Consider the following 22,695-nt stretch of genomic DNA (forward strand, 5'->3'; position numbering starts at 1 on the left):
GATTATTCCCCACTGCCCCCCGTAATCGCTTTGACTTCAGCCAACAAGTCCCCAAACTTGCCATAGTTCACTTTCACCCCATCATCCAGATCCAGTGAAATACGCTGATCGGCATAATGGCGCAGTTTTTCCTCAAAGCTACTCAGTTCAGCCTGTTGCTTATGCAGATTTTGTAGTTCTTTCTCTTTACGTTTAATTTCAGCAGCGGAATCACTGTTTTCGATTTCACTTTGCAAAGAATTAACCATAGCCGCCATTTTAGAAATCAGCGGCATGACGTATTCAGTACGCATACGTGCCAAGGTACTTTCGTTATAGCGGTGCAAGTACACCAACGCCTGGAAAGCCCCTTGTTTACCACTGCTGAATAACCAATAGATTGGACGCTTTTTATAGGTCTGCATATGGTCTTTATAGAACTTACTGGCTAGGTAACGGCGAATGGTGTCTTCAGCGGTTTCACTGGCTTTTTTATCCAAGCTTTCTGCCAACCACTGCATATTGGCATCCAGCGTATCTTTACCCCAAACAGCAGTTAAGAACTCTTGGATACGATGTGTTGCGTCATCTTCAAACCAGTGCATTTCGGTCAGTGGAATAATGCCATCTGCATCGGCTGGGAATGTTTGATAACGACTGGCATCAAAGTCTTGATTGCCTGCATGGGCATAGATCAAACCTGGTTCGTCCAAGCTATAACGCCCCATCATGCAACCAATAGCATAAGACACTAAACGCTGGCTGTCTTTTTCACGGTTGGCACGGGTGAGGGTGATTTGTTCATCCGGTACATCTGGTGTGAGTTCATCCTGTAAACCATAAGCATCAATAAATAGCTTGTTGTTTTCTTCTTCAAGACGTTTCATTTCAGCCACGGCATCAGCATTTTGCTGTTGCCATGTGTGAAAGGCTTGTTCTAGATTTGGCTGCTGAGTACGAATGATAGGGTTTTGAGTAAAGTCCCATGAGGTTTCGTAGGAATCCCAGTCTAATTTTGCAATTTGAATGTTTCGGCTAATATCACTACTCAAGTTTAAATATGGTAACTGATTAAAATTACCAACTTGAAATGATATAGTAGGATTTAATATTGGCATTAAATATTTAATAAAATTAGAATTTAGCAAACTAAGTAACTTGTATCTTTCAGCCTCTGAATTACTAAATGCGGACTGACCTTTAACATCATGAATAAAACCATGTGGAAAGTATCTAAAAGCATTAGTCGATGAGGTTACATCTGACCAGCTCACCGATGGTCTAAAATAAAACTCTGTATTTTGTGGTCGTGAACGTTGTTTTCCATTTTCATCTACATTTTCACGAATTTCTAAACCATCATTCTCCCAATTTACTAAATATTCTTGATTGCCATACCATTTACGAAAATCTCCACCTTTATTATATGGAAACCATTTTTTTCTTGATCTTATGGCTATTTCACGATTTTCAATACCAAAACCAACTCTCTGAATATTAACTTCTTGCCAAAAACGTAAGAATCGATTGTTATCCGCTGTTGCAAGGCCTTGGCGAGCATCGGCAACTTCACCCATTGAAGGACTAGTTTCAAAAATTTCCCTTACCTTTTCACTCACCCAATAAGCAATAGGACTACCCGGAATTTTCTTAAAATCATCCTGAACAGTTGAATCAAATCGATTTAAGCCTGCTTTTAATTCAATTTCTTTAGAATCTTGTGCTGTATCAACAAGCCTAAAAAATACTGGCTTAAAACCATCTAAATGCTTGCCTTGCATGACAAAAGCAGTCGTTTGTACTACTTCACCAGAAATTTCTGGAAATGCACGCGCCCCTAAATGAGCCATCGTTTGAATCGTGCGATATTGTAATAGTTTTTCACGCATCGCTTCATAAGAGGACAGGAACATCCAGCTTTGCATGGTCACCATGCTGTTAAAGCCATTGTCCTTACACCAGTTAAAACCACGCTCAATAAACATGGCAAATAGGTCTGACTTGCTGTCAGGGAATTTCTTTTTAGCAAAATCTTTCAGTGCTGTATTCATGCCTTTACCGCCCATATACGGCGGATTCGCAATCACGGCATCATATTGCTTAGCGAGTAATTTAGCTTGCTGTACTAAAGGTAACAGCTCCTGCGCTGACTGCTGTGCAAAAATATCCCCTGACTCTAAAGCGGTATTCAGTTTGCTTTCTAAATCAGGCAGCTTTTTAGCGAATGTTTGAGGGATTTGAATTAAAGAACCAAAGGTCGAAGCATGTTCAAATAGGTCTAATAATTCTTTTAAATCTGCCTGTGCAATACCAGTATTTGCCAAATCCTGACCGAATGCTTCCAGTCGTTCTGGCTGACTGTCTTGTAGCGCAATAATATTCAGCTTCGGTGGATTGCTAAATAAACGGCGGTCATCCTCACGTGCTTTCATTAATAGTGCAAAGCTAGAGAGCTGCGCAGCACGGGTATCAATATCAATGCCGTACAGGTTATTTTCCAGAATCAAACGTGGAATATCACGGCTACGGTAACCACGTTCTAAATAAATCGCTTTTAAGCAATCGTAGGCTTCCACCAGAATATGCCCCGAACCACAAGCCGGATCGAGTACTGTAATGCTTTCAGGGTTTAAGCTATCGCCATCTTCACTGATCCGCGCATCAATCAGCTGTTTTAGCTGTGCATTGACTTCATCGGTCTGTTCCGCTGGCTGAATATAGTATTCCCAACTACTCGCTAGCGTACTGTCCGGCTGTGCCATCATCCATAGACGACCAACACTGTTTTGCACCAAATACTTCACAATCCAGTTTGGGGTGAATAACTGTGTCGCTGCAGGAATGTCCTCACTTTTAACAACCTTACCAATCACCTGGTCTTTCTTTTCAGAAATATAGAACTGATACAGCCAGCCAATAATCTGTACATCCGACCAGTCTTCTTCCGGAATGCTGCTCACCAAATCACGGATCAAGGAATCGGTTTTGGTTAAATTGTCAGGAAGTAACAGTTCTGACTCATCAGAGACCTGTTCGAACAGGAGTGGCATGACCTGATTCAACGCATGACACTGCGCCAGTAACAGCTCCCGATAGAGTTCTTCGTCTTTATTGCCATCCAGCTTAAGCTCAGCCACACGGCTGGCATCTAAACCTGGTAGGTCAATATCCAGACATTCTTCCAGAATCTGTGGCAAGCCTGAACTGCCATCGGCACTACTCAATACACGGCGGCCATGATCCAGTAAGCCTTTGCATTCCATGTAACGAATCGCACAGAGGCGGTTAAACCAACTGTAAGCGATATAATCAATCGTCTGCTCAAAACTGCTGGTTTGAATGCGTTTGATCAGCTTCTCACGTGGTTTCATGACTGATAGCGGAAAAACCTGATCGCCAATCAGCAGCAAGTCCCCTTTCTGTTCTGCCGGTAAAATGCTGTCTGCGGTGATGCCGTATTTGGCGGCCTGCTTGCGCATGGCTGCGATAAAATCGTTACGTGCTTGCGGTGCGTATTTTTTAATATTGCTGGTGTTCATAGTTCAACCTTAAATGAATTACTGATGCTGATATCCCTAAGCCCTGTTAGCGGATACGCACACGCTTTTTGTCACTCACAATTTTTTTCAATTCAGCTTTGAGTGCGTCTACAAACTGATCTACTGATTCTTCTGTTTCCAGATAGACACTGCTGGAGGTTTTGCTGTAAATGCTAGCAACATCAACTTCTACCACTGGTTTCGGTGGCACTACGGCGATTGCGGGCTTTACAGGACTCGCAGCAGGTTCTGATGTTGCTGGGCTGGCGGTGGTTGCTGAGCTCGCTACACTCTCTGCTTTACTCTGAGCCAGTTGTGCCGCTTTGGCCTGACGCTGAATTTCCGCCTGAACTTCGCTCTCCAGCTCATACAAGGCTTCATCAAAACGCTCAACGGCGGTTTGGGTTTGCAGCATATAGATGGTGGACAGGCTAGTTTCCACTTCAATATCTGTTTTCAGCAGTTGTAGTGGGCGTAATAGCTTGTTACTCAGCTCAGCGCTAGCGATGCCACTGTTTTTAATCTCGGCTTCTAACTGCTTGATCTTGTCATCAATGTGTTCTATCGCCTGACTGCGCTTCTCAGTCAGCAATTGCTCATTGACGCTTTCCACTGTGCGAACCAAATCAGCCACTTTATTTAACAGGCCATAGGGCGATTCAAGGATCGCAATACGATGTAATTCGGAGAGGGCTTTTTTAGCTACCTCATCACTGCCCAGCGCCTGTTTGTTCTTCTCAAAATGACGCAAGGCTTGCTGTAGTTGCTGCCAGCTCGGCATCTGGTTACTAAAAAATTCATGAATATCACGGTAGTCTTCTTCCAGATCCAGATAGTCGTCCTTGTTCTCAACCACGGCCTTAAAGAAATCGAAGCTGTCGCTATTGGCCAGCAGACGTTCCAAAGTCAGAATCGACTTTTCAATCACTTTCTTACCCGGGAACTGCCCGACATCAGTTTTACTCTTATACGACTTAAAGTTGGCTAACCAGTTTTTAAAATGTTGGGTATAGAATTCAAACAGCTCTTTTTCTGTCGCTGGTCCCATGGCCGAGAATAGGTCTTGGGTCAGTTGGCGTGCCTGTTTCAATACCTGATCATCAGTCTGGCGCTTTTTAATGATCGATACATCACGGCGACGGCGGCTGTTCTGTAAAGGCTCAAAGGCATCTTTTAACTGTAAGCTGCCACCATTTAACTGCAGTGAAATCCGCCCCATTGCCGCCAGCTGACCTACCAGCAATAAAATCTCGGCATCTGGCCAGCCATAAGGGCGTTTGACAAAACGATCTATCACATCTGAGACCAGAATACGTTCGCTACCGGTGGCCCGTAGTGCAATGTACTGCTCCACTTCCTGTAGGGCTTTGGGATTGCTCTGACCGCCATCCAGAGACAATCCGAGTTGCGCCATATCATCCACAGTCAAGACGGCGTTCAGTTCACGCCAAGCATCCTGCTGATAGACTTGCAGATAGCTCAGTTTGGTATAGGTATTTTCCAGCAAATAACGACAAGCCTCATCCAGCTTGGTGGTTGGACTTGAAGATGATAGTTTTAGATGCTGACCCAAGGCATAACTTTCCGCGTCCAGCAACATTTCTTCGACCCGGACACGCAGGCGTTTTTTACGTTCTTGGTTCTCACGGCCACGGTCTGCCAGAATACGGGAAATATCGGACTGAGTGCCATCATCATTTAAGCGGATGAATTTATTGGTTTTCAGCCAGGTGCGCAGTTCATTAAAGAACTGTTTATCGTCTGCCAGTTTAAACAGCACTTGTCCTTCGGCCTGAGTACTTTTACCAATACAGTAAGCTTCAGTGTAGAGGTTGTATTCCGTATCCAGCGGAGAAATGATTTCAACTTTCAAATCGCTCTCATACTTGCCATCCAGGCTATGGCTATCTAGGAAACGACCAATCTGATAGTCCATCTTGTTGGCTTGATGGCGGTATTTGTTCTGATCGCGCAGTAAATCTTTAAAGATCAGATTGGCTAACTCTTTATTTTCTTCTGAAGCTGCTAAGTCAGTGGCTTTAATTTTGCGGGTGATATCCCGCTCTTCATTGGTCAGGAACAGGAACTCATCGCCATTCCTCGTAATCAGGCTCTCTTTTTCCAGACGCTGCAGGCTCTCTTCAATCCGCTTACGCAATGCCAGCTTATCTTCATCAATTTTCTCAATCGACAAAGTCACCAGGTTATCTAGCGTACCTTTGATGATATCGACATAGCGGATCATGAACAGGGTACGCAGCATCTGCACATCAAAACCATCCAGGGTCTTATTCTGCCCTGCCTGGTCGATGGTACGCTTCACTGCTGTATCCAGGAAGCCTTCGACTGAAGTATAGAAGCGGTGGAAAGGAACCAGGGCACCGACTTCATCTGTGGCAATCGCATTCGCGGCCATCTGGAATGCATCTAGCATAGATCGTTCACCATAGGCCAGATGTGCACCAGTCGCACCGACTTTACGGATTTCTTCAAATACTTTTTGTACCAGCTGGAAATGGTACGGCGCAAAAGGATAGTTATGAATAAAGCTATCTGGCCCCTCATAGTTCTTGAGGGTTGGGCCTGAACGGTCAAAGGTAATCTGATTTTTTAAGATATCGCCCTTTTGCTCAAACACCGATCTGAGCAATGCTTCTGCTTCTGGGGTTTTACGTAATAAACGTTTCTGGATGACTTCATCGGTATTGGAACTGGACAGTGATAAACGGGTTTTAAAACGCCCAGCAATCTTGGAGAAGTCATTGGCTTTGGAAGAAGACATCTCACCTAAAACAGCATCGATGTCTGCCTGTGAGGTCACGATAATCCAAGCACGGCCTTTACAGATCGTACCCAGGTTTTCAGTAATGGTTTGCAATGTCAGCATCAAGCGGGTATCGCTGCCAATAAACTGCCCCACTTCATCGACCAAGAACAACATGCGTTGCTGGGGTCCTTTGCTGTCCAGGTATTCTTTCACCCACTGACAGAAGTTTTCAACCGAAACACTAAAAGTCTGCTCAGAATCCTCAAACCATTTATGCGCAGCTTCAGCAGATAAGTTGAGGGCTTGGGAAATCGCGGTTTCGACATCATCCTGATAGAACTGATAGCCATCACGTTCTTCCAACCATGACATGCCGCTGGATTCTTCAAAGGCTTGTTTAAAGCGCTCATACACCCCTTTCTGGCTCAGGTGACGTTCCATATGGGCAATATGTGGATGGTCAGCACTAAAACCCTGATACTCGTTAAACACGCGTAAAAACACATTCAGAATCGGATTGCCATCGTCATTGGAACTGGCTTTACTGTCGATGTTAAACAGGATGACATCGGCATGATGGCTGACGGCCTTGCCAATATCGGCACGGATAAACGCATCACGGATTTTAGATTCATCAAAGAACTCGGCTGCGCTACGTTCCTTACCTTCAGCATCGCTTGCCACTTTATTGGCCAGAATATAGGACAAGGTTTTCAGAAAATGCGATTTACCTGAACCAAAGAAGCCAGAAATCCACACGCCGACACGATTGGCAATCGAAGGGTCGCTGAGGTCTGTACCATAGGACTGGAAAAAGTCCCGAAAATGCTTTTCCAGCTCATTGGTGACCACGTACTCATCCAGCTCCTGGTAAACCGTGGCATTATCATCCTGATCTGCCTTCACCACCCCGTTAATTGCACGATCTAATGGCTTGTAAAAAAGTTCTTTAATATTCATCTCAATCAATTCCCCGAATTTTTATGGCTATTTGTCGTGCTTATGGCACTAATCTGAAGGCTCTGTAGTAATTATTGCTTGGAATTTTTCCAAATAAACTCATGGCCTGACCGTCGTAATACCCCGGATAAAACAATACGACTGGTTTATGCCCCAGCAAGGAATGCAAACTGTTTAACAAATGATGTGCACGTAATAGTGGCCAAACCGACCCCACCCCGGTCATCAACACTATATCTTGCGCATTGGTGGCATATTTACTCACCAGATAAGGCGCGAACTTATCCATATGCAGTGGGCCCTTTAAGGCTTTGAGCAGCGCTTCATCGCCTTTGGCTTTTTGCATTTGAATGGCTTTATCGATGAAGTTACGCTCAGCCAGGTAATCCACCACTGCTTGCAGCAGGTTGATATTCACCACCTTCAGCTGACTGTGTTTTTTCTCCAGCATCCCGTCTAGAAAATGCAGATATTCGCGCACTTTCAACTCATCTTCAGGTGCATAATCAAAAATCCAGAAGCCAATTTCATTGCCCAATCCTTGTCCAGTGAGAAACTCAGTGGAAAGAATTCGCTCTGGAATCTGGTTCAGACGCTCATGTATTGTTTGACTCATTGCTGCCCCTCTACAACTAACGCGTCCATACCGACACTTCCATAGATCTTTTAATGCGTTGTTTATAATGTTCTTCCAACAGGCTACGCAGTTCTGCTCTGACGATCACGCGCTGCAACTCCAGCTTACGGGTACTTTTTAAGTAACCGGCTTCTGCCAGCATGCGAAACACCACCTGCCCCATTTTTTTCTTGCTGGACTCTTTCCATTCGCAGATATCCGGATCGCGTTGTGAGCGCTCATCCAGAAAGTCTGACCAGATATAACTGTCCAAGTATTGCGCCTGGGAGATATAGGCATCCCTCATCACCGTTTCCATAAACTCAAGCAGCAACAGGTTGCGTTCCAGTGCCCCACAAAAAGCCACCTGGGTCGCCAGCTCATCATCCCCATCACGCAAAGCTTTCCAGAAATCAGGCTCTAAGCGCTCAAGACGCTTACGAATGGCAGTGGCGTTACGTTGGGCTGAAGCAGGCGTTCTTTTTTGCAGAATATTGTCAATCTGAATTGCCTGATGCCATTGTTCTGGAGTCGCTTCTCGTAATAACAGATCCGCGATCAGCCGGCTTTCACGCACCATCAGGGAGCCACCAATCAGGTCACTGTCATAATGAAATTGTTCTAACATGGCCAATCTCCTATGAGGCCTGATCAAACAGGTAAGACGACAGCTTTTCGATATCTGAGCGTTGTAGTACCAAGGGATATTTCAAGGCATCATCCGCCTCAGCCAGCGTGATCGCGGCCTGATATCGCTGCAAAGTATAGTGAGCCAGGGCTTTTTTCACCGGAATCTGTAATCTGCCATCAGGCATGCCGAAGTCTTTTTCGACCAGCGCTTGTTGTGATGAGTTCAATTTTGGATTAGGGATCAGCGTCAGTACAATTTCTTCATGCCATTGCTGATCCTGAGCAGGGTCTACTGACTCAATCGCCACCACAACAGGTGTGCGATCAATCCTGGAGAGTAAAAAGTCCTTAAACTGCTTGCTCTGATGGCAATAGGCACGAACATGCCAGCGAAAACCGGTATACACCAGGGTGTGTGGGGAAATGATGCGCTCATGCCACTGCGGATTCTGCATCGAGGCATAAATCATTTTTAAAGTGTTTTGGTTTCGGCAGGCACGCAAAACTTCCCGAATCACTTCAGGACGTACACTGCGATCAGGTAATTGAACTGCTGCAAGATTCGGTTCTGGTGTCGCAATCAGGGCATGTGATTCACTGACCAAGCCCGAAAGCATGTTGAGATACTCATTGATATGCGCTGTAGTCAGTACCGGTTGAAAACTGGCTTTAGGCACATAGCCTTTTACTGATGGATCATGAATCAAGGCATCGGGGTTATACAGCGTATTATAGCGTTTGATATCAGTAGAAGCCTGCTGTCGACTGAGCCCAAACCAGCTCATTAAACGATTGGTGACCAAACGACCCTCCCAGTAAGCAAGCAGTTCGATCGCTCGCATTCGTAGCAGGACTTCATGCTTATCTGTCGTCATATACCAATCAGTCAATAAATAGCAGTTTTAAGATTACCCTACAGCAAATATACAGTAAAGATTTTTGACGGTATTTTAAGGTAGTATTGCAATCACCAGATAAAAAATATACTAGGGTGTGTTGACACTTTTAGCTTAAAAAAATAGCGAAGTAGTAAAATCAAATCGCCAAACCCAATTTTACTATTCGCTATGCCTCGTACCATGCTGACAGATCAACACTGGCAAAAGTTGAAAGTTATTCTGCGTAATTTATCCATTCACCACAACTCAAATTTACGCAATTTTATTGAAGCTATTCTCTATAGAATTAGAACAGGCTGTCCGTGGCGAGATATTCCTTGTTGTTTTGGTCATTCAAACTCTATTTTCAAACGTTTTAATCGTTGGTCAAGCAGCGGTAAGTTACTTAGATTATTCAAATTATTAGCCTCATGCCCCGATATGGAGTGGATTTTTATTGATGGCTCTCATGTACGTGCTCATCAACATTCTGCCGGCATAGCGAATCAATCTATTTCTAAAAGTGTAGGAGGAAACTCCTCAAAAATACATTTGATTGTTGATGCACATGGCAATCCTATTGATTTCATGATTACCGATGGAACCACACATGATGTTAAAGTTGCACCTGATTTAATATCAACATTAGATTTAAAAGAGACAAAAGTGGTATGTGCAGATAAAGGCTATGATTCAGAACCACTGCGTGAACAGATCAGGAAAACAGGGACTAAAGCGAATATACCAAAGAAAACAAATAGCCAATCGAACAATGACCATATGGACTGGTATTTATATAAAATCAGGCATTTAGTTGAAAATATGTTTTGTAGATTAAAGCAATTTAGAGGAATAGCTACTCGATATGACAAGCTCAAAAGAAATTATCAAAGTTCTGTTGCTTTAGCCTGTATATTTTTATGGCTACCTTTATAGGGTTAATTATGAACAGTAAATGTCAACAGACCCTAATATCGTGATGATAGCTGTCAAAGTAAGATCTCTAGCAGATCATGGATCCTGGTGTAGAGCGTAAATTGAGCTAAATTTTAGAATGAGAGCAATATGGGTTTTAGATTTCGTAAAAGTATTAAATTATTCCCGGGTTTTAAAATTAATCTGACCCATAAAGGCATCAGCAGTGCCAGCATTGGCAAACCCGGTGCTTCTCTAAATATTGGGAAAAAAGGGACTCGAACCAGTGTCGGTATTCCAGGTACGGGACTATCTTACTCTAAACACCAGCCTTACTCTAAAAAGACCCGTGTTCCACAACCGACATCGCTAGAACACACGGAATATAATCCTCAGAATTTAGAACAACCGAAGACAAAGATCTGGCCTTGGATTATTTTTGGAATATTGTGTTTTATTGTGGGTGCCGTCATTTTTTAGCAAAAACAACATTGTATTTTGATCAAAAAAAAATGCCCACATGGGTGAGTGGGCAAACTAAGGATATTAAGATCCTTCAGAAACTACAGCGCGATTCTCGCTACTACTCTATCTGTTATTTAAATCAGCGACTGTGGCTCACAGCATATTGCTGATCGCACAGCTTAAAAGTAAGTTTTGTTGTAGTTTTAATGAATTGCGGTTTTTTAAAGGAGCTTTTTTATAGCTTCATTATTTTGTGTGTTTTTTTTAATTATTCAGACTATTCTAAATAGTCAGTACGTAATAGTATCACCTGTTGATCTTGGTATTGGCGATGAATGGTTAAATCCATTTTAGCAATTGTTTGTGAGGTTAAATCTGACGGCTCACGTACTAATAAGCCTTGTAATGTTGTTAGTAAACTTTTCATTTTGCAATCCCCTATTTGATTTAAATCAATCACATGAATAGTACTATTTTGTAACATCAATATTTCAATACGATGAATCAAAGTGATATTAAAAGGACTGCCCCCTGTATATATAGAAATCAGTCCTTAAAAACGGCTTAATCAACGATCCAACTTTATAGAATCGGATCGTTTAGGCGTTATGTTCAGGTTAAGAACAAGAGTATTGACTAACCATGACTTGCAAGGCTGGTTAGGGTTTGTAACTGCTAATTGAAATCTACTTATTTCTATACTATTATATACAACATGAGTAAATATGTAAGCATTAGCGTTGCAGCTAAAACATTAGGTGTTTCCATTCAAACATTAAGGCGTTGGGATGAAGAAGGCACTTTGGTTGCAGATCGAACCCCTAAAAATCATAGACGATATGATCTGAGTAAGATCACGCCTGAGCAAATACACAAGCCCGATAGTCAACTTCAAAGGAAAACCATTGCATACGCAAGGGTATCGAGTCATGACCAAAAAGAAGATTTAATTCGACAGCAACAAGTTCTTGAAATGTACTGTGCAAATCAAGGTTGGACGTTTGAATTAATCTCCGATCTTGGTTCGGGTATGAACTATAGAAAAAAAGGCTTAAATAAGCTGCTAGAAGCAATCATGAATGATGAAATCGGACGTTTGGTTTTAACGCATAAAGATCGCTTATTGCGGTTTGGTGCTGAGTTGGTTTTTGCCTTATGTGAAGCTAAAAGCGTGGAGATCGTCATTCTTAATAAGGGTGAAAATTTGTCTTTTGAGGAAGAACTTGCTCAAGATGTTTTGGAAATCATTACAGTGTTTTCGGCAAGATTATATGGTAGTCGTAGTAAGAAAAACCAAAAGTTAATACAGGCAGTCAAAGACGCACTATGAGCCGATTCATACGAGGGCATGTAATCCAATTACTGCCAAATAATAAGCAAGCAAGTCATTTCGCTCAAGCGAGTGGTGTTGCTCGTTTGTCGTATAATTGGGCTTTAAAAGAATGGCAACGTCAATATAAAGCAGATAAGGAATATAGAGATCAGTGTGACTATTATGGCGTTCAGGTGGATAAAAAACTTCTAAATAAACCATCCGAAGCTAAAATAAGAAAGCACTTAAACTCGTTCAAGCGTGAGAAATACCCTTTCATGCTTAAAGTGACCAAATGTGCGCCACAACTTGCGATTAAGCAATTGGGTAGTTCATTTGATCGTTTTTTTAATGGTCAATCCAAATATCCAAAGCCTAGAAAAAAAGGCGTAGATGATCGCTTCTCATTATCAAATGACCAATTCAGCATTAAAGATAGAAAAATTAGTATCCCAAACTTGGGTTGGGTAAAAATGACTGAGGATTTGCGTTATCAAGGAAAAATATTATCAGCGAAAATATTTAAACAGGGTGGTAAGTGGTTTGCTTCGATTGCTGTTGAATTAAATCAGCCTGAGAAACTTCACCCCAAAACAGGTTTATCTGTTGGTATTGATTTAGGTGTTTCCAGTCTTGCCACTTTATCTAATGGCGAGGTTGTTCCATCAAGTGCGCCACTAAAGAAACAGCTTGCCAAGTTAAGACGACTTGCTAAGTCTTTTAGCCGTAAAAAGAAAGGTAGTCAAAACAGAGAAAAAGCGAAAACCAAGCTCTCTCGTTTGCACTACAAAATATCATGCTTGAGAAAAAACAATCTTCATCAAGTCACATCTGATTTAGTTAAGCGATTCGATCTGATTGCGATTGAGGATTTAAATGTGAAAGGTATGGTACAAAACCGTAAGCTCTCAAGAGCCATATCGGATATGGGCTTTTATGAGTTCAAGCGACAGTTGATTTACAAGGCTAAACAGCATGGCAAATCAATACTTTCTGTTGGACGATTCTTTCCAAGCAGCAAGATGTGTTCGAATTGTGGTGAATTAAACCAAAACCTGACACTTGCAATGCGTGAGTGGCGATGTTCATGTAACACCCTGCATCACAGGGATATTAATGCTGCCATCAATATTCTAAAACATGCAGATAAAGAATTGGTGGCTACATAAGCCACCAATGGCGGTGAGTTACACCGTGACAGCCTATGGAATTGAGGTAATCCCAAGCGCAATAGCAATTGGTTCTTGATGATGAAGTAGGAATTAAACATTAAACCCACGTAAGTAGGTTTAAGTAGGTTTTAAATAACGGTAAATCAGCCAGACCAAAGCCATATCTTGCTGATAGATGAGTACAAAAGCTCGTCAAACAAATCCGCTCTAGTCTCCTCTAAGCTGAGATCTGATTTTCTTCTATTACAGAGCAGATGAACCAGCAGACCATTTTCTAGCACACCTTGCCCACCTGCGGCTTTGGCAATCCTATGATCCGATTCAGTAGAATCGAGATAGATTAATCCATCACAAATGGGGCAAAAGTTATGATTACCCACTAGAAAATTATGCTTAAGCAAATTTTTGGTTAATGCTGAAAAGGCCTTGGGCTTTGATCGAGAAATTGGATTGTCGATGCCTACACTCCACTTTACTTATTTTCAGACAGCAACCAATCGAGAGCGTTCATTTTTACAATACCATTATAATTGGCTTCAGTCCCGATCGTGTCTAAGGTAAGTAAATACTTAGGATATGAATCAGAAATTTTCTGTAATGGACGTAACTCTCGGGTGAGTGTCTCCTCACTGAGCGTTTCTAATGCCACCTGATAATAAGTTAAATTTTGTAAAGTATCGAGAGCAACAAAATCAATTTCATATTCATCAACCCGCCCTACATAGACCGTATAACCTCGTCTGACAAGCTCAAGATAAATCACATTTTCTAAGATATGACCTTGATCAGCATTAGCATCAGGCAACATAATCCGGCGCAATCCGACATCAACTAAATAGTATTTTTCAGAGGATTGTAATAACTCACGCCCGCGTACTTTAAACTGTGCGGCACTATAAAATAACAAACTGTCCTGTAAGCCCTGAATATAGCGTTTTACTGTTTCAAATGAAATCTTAACCCCACTTGAAACAAAGGTATTTTTAATTTTATTGATGGAAATAGGTGAGCCTGTCACGCTTGCCAAATATCTTGCGACACGCTCGAGAGAGTTAATATCGGCAGTATTCAAACGGGGAATAACATCTTTAAACATTACACTGGCATAGACCGCTTGCAAGTAATCATAAGTTTCCTGCTGGCTAGTCATGGCAAGCGTATAAGGGAAACTACTGCGCGTATACATGGCATACAAATCACGATTGGATAATTGTTGGATGATCGGATTATTTTCAATATGCCACTGTTTAAATTCTTGGAATGACAGAGGTAGAACATGTTGCTCGATATAGCGTCCTGTAAGTAAAGTCGCAAGTTCTCCACTTAGAAAGAATGCATTTGAGCCTGTAATATATAAATCGATATAATCCCGAACATATAAAGAGTCGACTACTTTCTCAAAATTTGTAACATGTTGTATTTCATCTAAAAAAACATAGTTTTTTTTACTTTTATCAACTTTGGACAATACATAATCATGTAGTTTACGGTAATCGGTGAGTTCTTCAAATTCCATAAATTCGAAGTTGATGGTAATGATGTTTTCGGCTTGTACACCCTGTGCTTTTAGGTCTTGTTGAAACATCGCCAATAAGGTGGATTTTCCAGAGCGACGCACACCTGAAAGTACTTTAATGACATCACGGTCTTGCCATGTATTCAGAAATTTTAAGTAGCCATCACGTCGAATATTAGCGCTTCTCATTATTTACACTTAGAATCTAAAGTTTTACTAAATTCTATCAAATTTTAGAACGTATATGTAAATATATTTAATTTTAAAAAAATTTAAAGGTTAAGTGAAACACTCAAAGCTGCTGTTAAAGTATGCGGATAGTAAATGTAACAAAAATCTAGATTCTATCTTTTTTGATTATTTTCCATGTCATGTTATGTCATTGATGCTGCGACTTAACGGCTATATAAATTAAGTGAAAAGTAAATGGAACTAAGATGTTAACTAGAGTGGAACTCATTTTTGTTGTGCTAATGGTATCAGCCTTATTGCGCATGAAATGCTAAAAGGTTTATTTTTTAAGATCATCAGATTAAGTGCATTTTGATAATGAATAAAGCTCCGTGTGGCGCTTTATTCATCCTAGCCATTCAATATTGCAAAATGCGATAAAATGTTATGCATGTGATCACCCACACTCGAATTATAGAAGCAATGCAAAAGTGGCCACAGGCTGAAACGGCATTAGATGGTTGGTATCGAACCATAAAGGCAAACGATCCGAAAGATTTTGCTGAGATGAAACATCTCTTTCCAGAGGTCGATAAAGTTGGAAAGTTCCATGTATTCGATATTGGCGGGAACAAGATCCGACTTATTGCAGTCGTGATGTATCAAGCAAAACGTGTGTATATCCGTGATGTCTTGTACCATAAAGAATATGACAAAGGTCATTGGAAGGAAGGTTAGTATGAACGCGATGATTAAACAGGCCGTAGACCACTGGCACTACGTTGCACCATTGCTCAGCAAGCCAGAAAATGAAGACGACTTTCATACACTTGTTGAAGCTTTAGATGAACTTTTAGATACTGTTGGTGATGACGAGTCCCATCCTTTAATGGGGCTTACTCATCAGCTTGGTGATTTGGTTTCTGATTATGAAAATGAGCATCTTCCTATGCCTAAAGGGGACGGTCGTGCTGCTTTGGCTTTTTTGATGGAGCAACATGGTTTAGGTCAGTCTGACTTAACAGAGGTTGCAACACCATCAGTGATTTCTGAGATTTTAAGTGGTAAACGCCAACTGAATATTCGTCATATTAAGGCATTGTCTGAGCGGTTTAATGTATCGGCAGATACGTTTTTCTAAAAGAGAGGTGGATCAGGAAATTTGGCTCAATTAGGGGTACTTTGCCTTTCAAATCTTTGTGCAACAAAGCCCAGAGAATCTATAAATGATAGTGCGTAAGTCCTAGAGTATATAAAATGAACCGTACCGGGTTTGTCGGAGACTTTTTGTTTAAGTTAGGCCACCTGACCTAACGGGTTAATTTTATCATAGTACATCGCTTCAAAATCAAAAGGTGATACATAACCTATGTGAACTATGTATACGTTCTTTATTGAACCAATCTACCAAATTTAATGTGGCAAGTTGTATATCACCCAAACCACGCCAATCTGCTTTTAAATATTCAATCACCTCTGTTTTGTACAACCCATTCACTGTTTCAGCCAATGCATTATCGTATGAATCCCCCGTAGTGCCGACTGATGCTCGTAAATTCGCTGCTTCTAAACGGTTGGTATAGCGAATTGAAAGATACTGTACGCCTCTGTCACTATGATGAATCACGTTATTTGGCATTCCTCGATCATGCAATGCCTGCTCAAGTGCAGCGAGCACCATGTCGGTATTCATCCGTGTTGATACTTTCCATCCAACAATTGCTCGTGAGAACACATCAATAATAAATGCGGTATAGACCCAGCCTGAATTGGTTTGAATATACGTGAAGTCGGCCACCCACAAGTGATCAGGATGATCAGCTTTAAAATTGCGTTTTACTAAATCATCTGCTGATTTTTGATCATCTCGGCTACGCGTTGTTTGTTTATTCTTACCACGCCAAACACCTTGTATACCTAGCTGTTGCATCAATCGAGCAACTGTACAACGTGCAATAACATAGCCTTCGTGTCTTAGTTTTTGCCAGACTTTGCGCACACCATAACGACCTGAACTTTCTTTCCAAATACGTTTAATCTGTTCAGCATGATGTTGATCATGTAGATCTCGTTTCGCTCGATGTTCCCTTGCGAAGCAATGCTTCTCATCGCAGAGATCTAGAGTCCGGTAATAAGTTGAAGGTGCGATAGGTAAAATCCTACAAATCGCCTCGACTCCGTACGGCTCTTTATTATTATGGATAAAATCCATCATTATTTGTGTGGGCGGTCGAGCTCCGCCTGGGCGAAAAAAGCGGCTGCTTTGCGTAGAATTTCATTGGCACGTTGCAGCTCTTTATTTTCACGTTCGAGCTGTTTAATACGTTCTTGATCTGAAAGCTGCTGTACTTTAACTGGATTTTGTTGATCCAAATATTTTTGATGCCAGGAACGTAGTGTTTCAGGGGTACAACCAATTTTAGGTGCAATTGCTGTGATTGCAGCCCAAGTAGAAGGATAATCTTTTTCGGATTCAATCAATAATTGAACCGCTCTGTCTCTGATTTCAGGAGTATATTTTGGTTTTGTCATTGGGACATTCTCTCAAGAAAAATGGTCTCCGACAAACCCGGTACGGTTCACTTACTAGGTTCAGCTCGGACAGGAAACTGACTGTCGTTACCGAATAAGATGAGTATGTTACTGAAACTTACCTACTTTGAGTGTTTTCATAGACACTATCAGCTTATGGGCATTACATCATTTATGAATGACGAGAGTTGGCATCATCATAGACAGCATTGTTTTCACGTCTGCCTACAGCAATCACGAGGACAACTACTTCATCATCAATGACTTCATAAACCAAACGATAACTAATGCTGCGAATTTTGATCTTGTAGCGATTAGGATGTCCTGACAGCTTGTTTTTGGGAATGCGAGGATTCTCCAATACCTTGATCAACTTCTTCTTCAATGGCTGCTTAAAATCATGATGAGTATGTATAGTTTACCAATTTAAAACCTCCTGTTTTTTCAGCACATATCAGAATCTTTCAATCGGTATATTTCAGGTAAAAACTAGTAATCAGAAGTTATTCTCATACACATATAAAACAAGCATAAACATAAAAACAATAACTTAGTAAATTATTCTTCCACTTTTTTTATATTTAGTGTTATTAGTGCGTCGGCTTTAGCATTTCAGTCCTTGTCTGCCCTGCATTTAAACTTAAGCCTGTTTGGACTGTTGGTTTATGTTGAACCAATACTGTTAGTGGCCGTTTCAATCGCCTTAGGGGAAAGCATTACTTCAGCAGAATGGCCAACCTATATCGCCATTTGGCTCGCAGTTTTTACCCTCATGCTTGAAGGATTACGCAGCTTTAAAAAGAATCGTAAACTTGCAACATAGGCATTTTTTATGCATATTTTCCTCTAGATTACTTAAATTTAGCCGTCTAGACATGCTTTGGTGCTGAATCGAGAACTGACTTTCTGATCTTATTTAAATGGCTATTTGACTCAGTGAGTGACGTGCTGACAATTCATATTTAAAATGACATAGAGTGAATTACAGTGAACCTTTTAAATGATGATGCTGCCTCACAATACTATTCAATAAACTGGAAAAGTTGATTGCAGGTTGGCTATGCAAATCCGCCTTAAACGCAATACCGAGTCCAATTGTCGCGGTCTTATTCTTCAGGTATTTATATTTAATCCCTTCAATTTTGAGCTGTTGGGTAGATTCAGGCACCAAAGAAATGCCCAAATTCGCCGCAACCAACGATAAAATTGAAACAATCTGAGGGGCTTGCTGTCCAATTTTAGGCGTGAAGCCATGCTGTTGGCAGCTATTTAAAATCGCGGCATACAGCCCTGCACTCACCTCTGGTGGTGAGACAATAAAGCTTTCATGCTTAAATTCTGCCAAATCTACTACCTCATCTTCTGTGGGATATTGAATCGGTAAGGCAGCAATCAATTTTTCATCGATCAAATTACGAATCGTAATGGCTTTAGGATACTGTGCAGGTGGTCGTACAATTGCAATGTCTAATTCATTATTCAATAAACTTTCAATTAAAATTAAAGAATTGGCTTCTTTTAATGCCAAATTCACCTGAGGGTATTGCTGTTGAAATGCTTGAATGGCAGTTGGAATCAAAGAGTTTAGAATTGAGGTGCCTGTAAAGCCGAGGCGTAGTTCTCCCAATTCGCCATTTGCCGTACTTTGGGTCAATTTCACCGCATTTTTTAGTTGGTTCTGAACAGGCAAAACCATTTTAAGAAAAGTTTCCCCTGCTGGTGTCAGAGCTACACCATGAGAGTATCGATAAAAAAGTTCAACGCCAATTTCCCTTTCCAATTTTTTAATTTGCATACTCAACGGCGGCTGACTTATGCCGAGACGTAAGGCCGCTTTAGAGAAACTTTGCTCTTCCGCGATAGCAATAAAATATTGAATATTGCGCAGCTCCATATATTAAAGCTATACCATTATTGAGTTATATATATTATACATATATGCATGTAGTTCTTAAAATACAGCTTCTCTCCATTTTAAATCCGCCAAGTCATGAAACTGAGCTCTTCATTAGAAGAAGATTGGTCTACCCCTCAACAGCCGATTCCGCAGACCATCAGCCAAGGTACAGTTGAGTATAAAAGAGCGGGCATGGCGCTGTTTTTGTTGGGCTTTGCCAGTTTTTCACTGATCTATTGCGTACAACCCTTACTACCGAACTTAAGTCAGAGTTTCCATATTGCACCCAGTGCAAGTGCTCTAGCACTGTCCTTAACCACAGGCTTTTTGGCTATGTCGATCGTGCTATCCAGTGCCTTTTCACAAACATTGGGCAGAAAAGGCCTCATGTTTTTCTCTATGCTTTTGGCTTCTATACTCAATGTGGTATGCGCGGTTTCACCGAGTTGGCATGTTCTCATGCTTTCAAGAAGCTTAGAGGGTTTTGTTCTAGGTGGAGTTCCCGCTGTTGCAATGGCTTGGATTGCAGAAGAAATTAGTCCTAAAAATTTAAGTAAAACCATGGGGCTGTATATTGCAGGTACAGCATTTGGCGGCATGATGGGACGTGTTGGCATGGGTATTTTGACCGAGTTTTTCTCATGGCGTATCTCCATGGCGATTCTCGGCGGCATCTGTCTGTTCTGTGCATTAGGTTTTTTGAAACTCTTACCCAATTCACGAAATTTCATTGCCCAACAAGGTATCTCTTTTAAGTTCCATCTACATGCATGGTATGCACACTTAAGTCATACACGGCTGTTAAAAATCTATGGGATTGGCTTTTTACTCACCAGTGTATTTGTCACGCTGTTTAATTATGTGACCTTCAGACTGTTTGCAGCACCGTATCATTTAAGCCAAACCCAGATTAGCCTCATTTTTTTATCTTATAGTTTAGGTATTATTTCCTCTTCGATTGCAGGCAATATTGCAGACCGAATAGGCAAAAAGCAGGTAATGATTTTGGGCTTTTTGTGCATGCTCTTAGGCGTGCTACTCACTCTTTCTGCCTCGTTGTTTTTAATTATTCTCGGGATTGGCTGTGTGACCACTGGCTTTTTCATTGCCCATGCCATTGCCAGCAGTCGTGTTGGAGAGCTCGCAACATCCAACAAAGGTCATGCTACTTCTTTATATCTGCTTTTTTATTATTTGGGTTCAAGCATTGTGGGTGCCTATGGTGGAAATATCTGGCAAAGCCATGGCTGGAATGGCATCGTTATATTAAATATTTTTCTGATTCTAATTGCACTCATCGTTATTTTTTCAATAAAACCGCTTCATTCTCCATCTGTTACCCATTAGGAATATTTACATCATGCAACAACACTTATTTGTCTACGGCACCTTAGGCCCCAATAAACCCAATGCTCATATTTTAGAAGTGATTGGCGGTACATGGCGCAAAGGCTCTGTGAAAGGTTTGCTTAAAGAAGCCGGTTGGGGGGCCGAGCTTGGCTTTCCTGGGCTGATGCTGAGTCCAGATGGACAAACTGTTGATGGAGATATATTTAGTTCAGAGCAATTAGATACGCTGTGGAACAGCTTAGATGAGTTTGAAGGAAGTGAATATCAGCGTGTTTTAACTGAAGTCACTTTAGAAAATGGGCAAATACAACAGGCTTATGTTTATGCGTTAAACCCAAATACATAAAAAGCATGACATCATATCGTTAGCGTATAAATGTTGTGCATACATCGAAAAATTGTGCGGTATTTGAATGTTATTCCTAATATTCAAGTACCGCTAATTTTTGAATCCTTGATACGCATTATCAAATTCATGCAAAGTTCTGTTTTTCTAACCATGCCTTCAACCCAGACCAACTTTTAAAATCATCCACCGCACGTACAATACAATTTGGACTACGTTCCAAGAGCATTTTACTTAAGGCATTGCCCGGCCCAATTTCTAAGACAAAATCAGGCTGATTTTCTTGTATTGCACTTAAACAGGCATCCCAATTAATCGCATGATTCATTTGGTGAATTAGCGCGTTCACTGCATCTGTGGTCTTAAAAAACTTATGTCCACCCGAACCACTAATCATGGCCGTGCATAAACGAGCAAAATCTTGCTGCTGTAAAACTTGCCGATACGGCTGAACTGCAGCATCCATACATACGGTATGCGATGCAATAGTAACATTCAAGCGTTTAACAAAACGTGTTCCTCGCAATTCGAGTTGCTGAGCAAGCTGCTGTAAATTAGCATCATCCCCCCCCACGACAAAACTACTATCACTCAGTTTGATGAAAAGTGTTTAGTCCCGGCATTTGATGGATCGGATCAATCTTAAAAAGTTCAGGTTCATCTGTCCACTGTTTGCAGATGAATTCGTAGGGAGTCAGGCCCCTGAGTGTTTTGAGTCTACGGCCGAAGTTATATGCAGCAATAAAATCAGCAAGGTGAATGCATAGCTGAGTGTGATCGTCGTAATGGAACCGTTTGACAGTAGCTTCTTTAATCGTTCGGTTCATCCTCTCGACCTGTCCATTGGTCCATGGATGCTTAACCTTGGTAAGACGATGTTCAATGCCACATTCAGTACAAACCCGATCAAAGATGTGCTCAGAGGCGTAGCGATCACAGGTGCGGTTCGTGAACTGGATGCCGTTATCTGTTAGCACCGTATGGATTCTATAGGGCACAGCCTTAATCAGATTGCGTAGGAACTCCGCGGCTGCCATCTTACTGGCTTTAGTATGCAATTCAGTGAACGCGAACTTGGAAATGCGATCAATGGCAACGAAGAGATAAAGCTTACCCTGTGCTGTTTGCATCTCAGCGATGTCGATATGAAAGTAACCAATAGGGTAGCTCTTGAAGCGCTTCTTGACAACGGCGATCACCTTGTACCTCAGGCATTCGTGAAATACCATGCCGCTGCAAGCAGCGGTGTAACGACGAGCGTGTCAGATAAGGAATACTCGGCTGCAATGCATAAAGGCAATCGTCTAGCGGCAATAAAGTGCGTTTTCGAAAAGCAACAATTGCCGCCTCATCTTCAGGCGATAACACGCTTGAGCGAGGATTCTTTGGGCCGGTTGTAAGATCATCTACTGAAGTACGTTTCTTCCATTTTGCGACGGTCTTTTGATTGATGCCGTAACGCTTGGCTAGCGTTCTTAAGCTCTCTTGACTATTTTGTATTGCTCGACGCACTGCCTGTGTCGTTGTGGCGCTGCTGTGTAGAACTTGTCCCATAGTGCTTCCTTCCATTTATCTGAGAATATTGCACCATTAAAATCTGGGCTAAAAACCTATATAATTTTTCCCAATTACAAAAAAATAGTGTAGCAA

At 41.5% G+C, this 22,695-nt stretch carries 17 protein-coding genes, 5 pseudogenes and 1 other annotated feature; of the genes and pseudogenes, 9 read left to right on the top strand and 13 right to left on the bottom strand.

Annotation, left to right across the window (positions count from 1 at the left end):
- Positions 1–2: 2 nt before the first annotated feature.
- Genes pglX through AC4CU3_RS18465 form a run of 5 tightly spaced genes read right to left on the bottom strand, consistent with a single transcriptional unit; the run spans position 3 to position 9,366 of the window.
- Entirely contained in the window at positions 3–3,518 is a 3,516-nt protein-coding gene (gene pglX, locus AC4CU3_RS18445) for a BREX-1 system adenine-specific DNA-methyltransferase PglX (protein WP_279044562.1), read from the bottom strand.
- Positions 3,519–3,564: 46 nt separating this feature from the next.
- Positions 3,565–7,245, bottom strand: a complete 3,681-nt coding sequence (gene brxC / locus AC4CU3_RS18450) for a BREX system P-loop protein BrxC (protein ID WP_279044560.1) — start codon at positions 7,243–7,245, stop codon at positions 3,565–3,567.
- A 40-nt stretch (positions 7,246–7,285) separates the two neighbouring features.
- The gene (locus tag AC4CU3_RS18455) at positions 7,286–7,861 is read right to left on the bottom strand and encodes a DUF1788 domain-containing protein (RefSeq protein ID WP_002010699.1); all 576 of its coding nucleotides are present in this window, start codon (positions 7,859–7,861) and stop codon (positions 7,286–7,288) included.
- A gap of 16 nt (positions 7,862–7,877) precedes the next feature.
- Entirely contained in the window at positions 7,878–8,489 is a 612-nt protein-coding gene (locus tag AC4CU3_RS18460; RefSeq protein ID WP_039890892.1) for a DUF1819 family protein, read from the bottom strand.
- 10 nt (positions 8,490–8,499) lie between these two features.
- A complete protein-coding gene (locus AC4CU3_RS18465; protein WP_039890893.1) occupies positions 8,500–9,366 on the bottom strand; it encodes a helix-turn-helix transcriptional regulator in 867 nt (288 codons plus the stop codon).
- Between the two features lie 192 nt (positions 9,367–9,558).
- On the opposite strand from AC4CU3_RS18465, the pseudogene AC4CU3_RS18470 reads away from it, so the two are divergent.
- Both AC4CU3_RS18470 and AC4CU3_RS18475 read left to right on the top strand, forming a co-directional pair.
- Positions 9,559–10,324, top strand: a pseudogene (locus AC4CU3_RS18470) (IS5-like element ISAba31 family transposase).
- 110 nt (positions 10,325–10,434) lie between these two features.
- On the top strand, positions 10,435–10,764 hold the full coding sequence (locus tag AC4CU3_RS18475; protein ID WP_004726791.1) for a DUF4236 domain-containing protein: 330 nt from the start codon (positions 10,435–10,437) through the stop codon (positions 10,762–10,764).
- A gap of 262 nt (positions 10,765–11,026) precedes the next feature.
- On the opposite strand, the gene AC4CU3_RS18480 is transcribed toward AC4CU3_RS18475, so the two are convergent.
- Positions 11,027–11,176 (bottom strand): hypothetical protein, encoded by a 150-nt coding sequence (locus tag AC4CU3_RS18480; protein WP_225554346.1) that lies wholly within the window; start codon positions 11,174–11,176, stop codon positions 11,027–11,029.
- 288 nt (positions 11,177–11,464) lie between these two features.
- Here AC4CU3_RS18480 and AC4CU3_RS18485 point away from each other — a divergent pair, with 288 nt between their 5' ends.
- Both AC4CU3_RS18485 and AC4CU3_RS18490 read left to right on the top strand, forming a co-directional pair.
- Complete coding sequence (locus AC4CU3_RS18485; protein WP_005402019.1) at positions 11,465–12,079, top strand: IS607 family transposase; 615 nt, start codon at positions 11,465–11,467, stop codon at positions 12,077–12,079.
- Entirely contained in the window at positions 12,076–13,230 is a 1,155-nt protein-coding gene (locus tag AC4CU3_RS18490) for an RNA-guided endonuclease InsQ/TnpB family protein (protein WP_005402020.1), read from the top strand. The genes AC4CU3_RS18485 and AC4CU3_RS18490 overlap by 4 nt, the downstream gene beginning before the upstream one ends.
- A 146-nt stretch (positions 13,231–13,376) precedes the next feature.
- On the opposite strand, the pseudogene AC4CU3_RS18495 reads toward AC4CU3_RS18490, so the two are convergent.
- Positions 13,377–13,685 (bottom strand): annotated as a pseudogene (locus AC4CU3_RS18495) (HNH endonuclease signature motif containing protein); the annotation flags it as partial.
- A 20-nt stretch (positions 13,686–13,705) separates the two neighbouring features.
- Positions 13,706–14,938: an ATP-binding protein gene (locus AC4CU3_RS18500; protein ID WP_490738483.1), complete on the bottom strand. Its 1,233-nt coding sequence runs from the start codon at positions 14,936–14,938 to the stop codon at positions 13,706–13,708.
- A gap of 429 nt (positions 14,939–15,367) precedes the next feature.
- Between AC4CU3_RS18500 and AC4CU3_RS18505 the strand changes: the two genes are divergently transcribed.
- Together AC4CU3_RS18505 and AC4CU3_RS18510 are read left to right on the top strand one after the other, a co-directional pair.
- The gene (locus tag AC4CU3_RS18505; protein ID WP_000558186.1) at positions 15,368–15,658 is read left to right on the top strand and encodes a type II toxin-antitoxin system HigB family toxin; all 291 of its coding nucleotides are present in this window, start codon (positions 15,368–15,370) and stop codon (positions 15,656–15,658) included.
- A 1-nt stretch (position 15,659) separates the two neighbouring features.
- Positions 15,660–16,061: a helix-turn-helix domain-containing protein gene (locus AC4CU3_RS18510; RefSeq protein WP_096902448.1), complete on the top strand. Its 402-nt coding sequence runs from the start codon at positions 15,660–15,662 to the stop codon at positions 16,059–16,061.
- A 155-nt stretch (positions 16,062–16,216) separates the two neighbouring features.
- On the opposite strand, the pseudogene AC4CU3_RS18515 reads toward AC4CU3_RS18510, so the two are convergent.
- Together AC4CU3_RS18515 and AC4CU3_RS18520 are read right to left on the bottom strand one after the other, a co-directional pair.
- Positions 16,217–17,452, bottom strand: a pseudogene (locus AC4CU3_RS18515) (IS3 family transposase).
- Positions 17,061–17,177: a sequence feature (AL1L pseudoknot), on the bottom strand. (Overlaps the previous pseudogene by 117 nt.)
- Before the next feature lie 172 nt (positions 17,453–17,624).
- Positions 17,625–17,867, bottom strand: coding sequence for a type II toxin-antitoxin system RelE family toxin (locus tag AC4CU3_RS18520; RefSeq protein WP_096902449.1), 243 nt, complete (start codon positions 17,865–17,867; stop codon positions 17,625–17,627).
- A gap of 171 nt (positions 17,868–18,038) precedes the next feature.
- On the opposite strand from AC4CU3_RS18520, the pseudogene AC4CU3_RS18525 reads away from it, so the two are divergent.
- Positions 18,039–18,275 (top strand): annotated as a pseudogene (locus AC4CU3_RS18525) (EamA family transporter RarD); the annotation flags it as partial.
- A 159-nt stretch (positions 18,276–18,434) separates the two neighbouring features.
- Here the strand turns inward: AC4CU3_RS18525 and AC4CU3_RS18530 are convergent.
- Entirely contained in the window at positions 18,435–19,346 is a 912-nt protein-coding gene (locus tag AC4CU3_RS18530) for a LysR family transcriptional regulator (protein WP_236770387.1), read from the bottom strand.
- 96 nt (positions 19,347–19,442) lie between these two features.
- Here AC4CU3_RS18530 and AC4CU3_RS18535 point away from each other — a divergent pair, with 96 nt between their 5' ends.
- Positions 19,443–20,696: an MFS transporter gene (locus AC4CU3_RS18535; protein ID WP_279045365.1), complete on the top strand. Its 1,254-nt coding sequence runs from the start codon at positions 19,443–19,445 to the stop codon at positions 20,694–20,696.
- A 13-nt stretch (positions 20,697–20,709) separates the two neighbouring features.
- Entirely contained in the window at positions 20,710–21,045 is a 336-nt protein-coding gene (locus AC4CU3_RS18540; protein WP_279045361.1) for a gamma-glutamylcyclotransferase family protein, read from the top strand.
- A gap of 127 nt (positions 21,046–21,172) precedes the next feature.
- On the opposite strand, the gene AC4CU3_RS18545 is transcribed toward AC4CU3_RS18540, so the two are convergent.
- Together AC4CU3_RS18545 and AC4CU3_RS18550 are read right to left on the bottom strand one after the other, a co-directional pair.
- Positions 21,173–21,619 carry a hypothetical protein gene (locus AC4CU3_RS18545; protein WP_279045359.1) on the bottom strand — a complete coding sequence of 149 codons (447 nt, stop codon included), beginning with the start codon at positions 21,617–21,619 and terminating at the stop codon, positions 21,173–21,175.
- Between the two features lie 13 nt (positions 21,620–21,632).
- A pseudogene (locus AC4CU3_RS18550) lies at positions 21,633–22,599 on the bottom strand (IS481 family transposase).
- Positions 22,600–22,695 lie beyond the last annotated feature (96 nt).

This window comes from Acinetobacter sp. 802_lipA (genome assembly GCF_058242885.1).

Excerpts from the sequence above, each read along its gene's own strand:
- AC4CU3_RS18460 (WP_039890892.1), bottom strand. The coding sequence starts at position 8,489 with ATGTTAGAACAATTTCATTATGACAGTGACCTGATTGGTGGCTCCCTG.
- AC4CU3_RS18475 (WP_004726791.1), top strand. The coding sequence starts at position 10,435 with ATGGGTTTTAGATTTCGTAAAAGTATTAAATTATTCCCGGGTTTTAAA.
- AC4CU3_RS18500 (WP_490738483.1), bottom strand. The coding sequence starts at position 14,938 with ATGAGAAGCGCTAATATTCGACGTGATGGCTACTTAAAATTTCTGAAT.
- AC4CU3_RS18480 (WP_225554346.1), bottom strand. The coding sequence starts at position 11,176 with ATGAAAAGTTTACTAACAACATTACAAGGCTTATTAGTACGTGAGCCG.
- AC4CU3_RS18530 (WP_236770387.1), bottom strand. The coding sequence starts at position 19,346 with ATGGAGCTGCGCAATATTCAATATTTTATTGCTATCGCGGAAGAGCAA.
- AC4CU3_RS18535 (WP_279045365.1), top strand. The coding sequence starts at position 19,443 with ATGAAACTGAGCTCTTCATTAGAAGAAGATTGGTCTACCCCTCAACAG.
- AC4CU3_RS18465 (WP_039890893.1), bottom strand. The coding sequence starts at position 9,366 with ATGACGACAGATAAGCATGAAGTCCTGCTACGAATGCGAGCGATCGAA.
- AC4CU3_RS18490 (WP_005402020.1), top strand. The coding sequence starts at position 12,076 with ATGAGCCGATTCATACGAGGGCATGTAATCCAATTACTGCCAAATAAT.
- AC4CU3_RS18455 (WP_002010699.1), bottom strand. The coding sequence starts at position 7,861 with ATGAGTCAAACAATACATGAGCGTCTGAACCAGATTCCAGAGCGAATT.
- AC4CU3_RS18505 (WP_000558186.1), top strand. The coding sequence starts at position 15,368 with ATGCATGTGATCACCCACACTCGAATTATAGAAGCAATGCAAAAGTGG.
- AC4CU3_RS18510 (WP_096902448.1), top strand. The coding sequence starts at position 15,660 with ATGAACGCGATGATTAAACAGGCCGTAGACCACTGGCACTACGTTGCA.
- brxC (WP_279044560.1), bottom strand. The coding sequence starts at position 7,245 with ATGAATATTAAAGAACTTTTTTACAAGCCATTAGATCGTGCAATTAAC.
- AC4CU3_RS18485 (WP_005402019.1), top strand. The coding sequence starts at position 11,465 with ATGAGTAAATATGTAAGCATTAGCGTTGCAGCTAAAACATTAGGTGTT.
- AC4CU3_RS18540 (WP_279045361.1), top strand. The coding sequence starts at position 20,710 with ATGCAACAACACTTATTTGTCTACGGCACCTTAGGCCCCAATAAACCC.
- pglX (WP_279044562.1), bottom strand. The coding sequence starts at position 3,518 with ATGAACACCAGCAATATTAAAAAATACGCACCGCAAGCACGTAACGAT.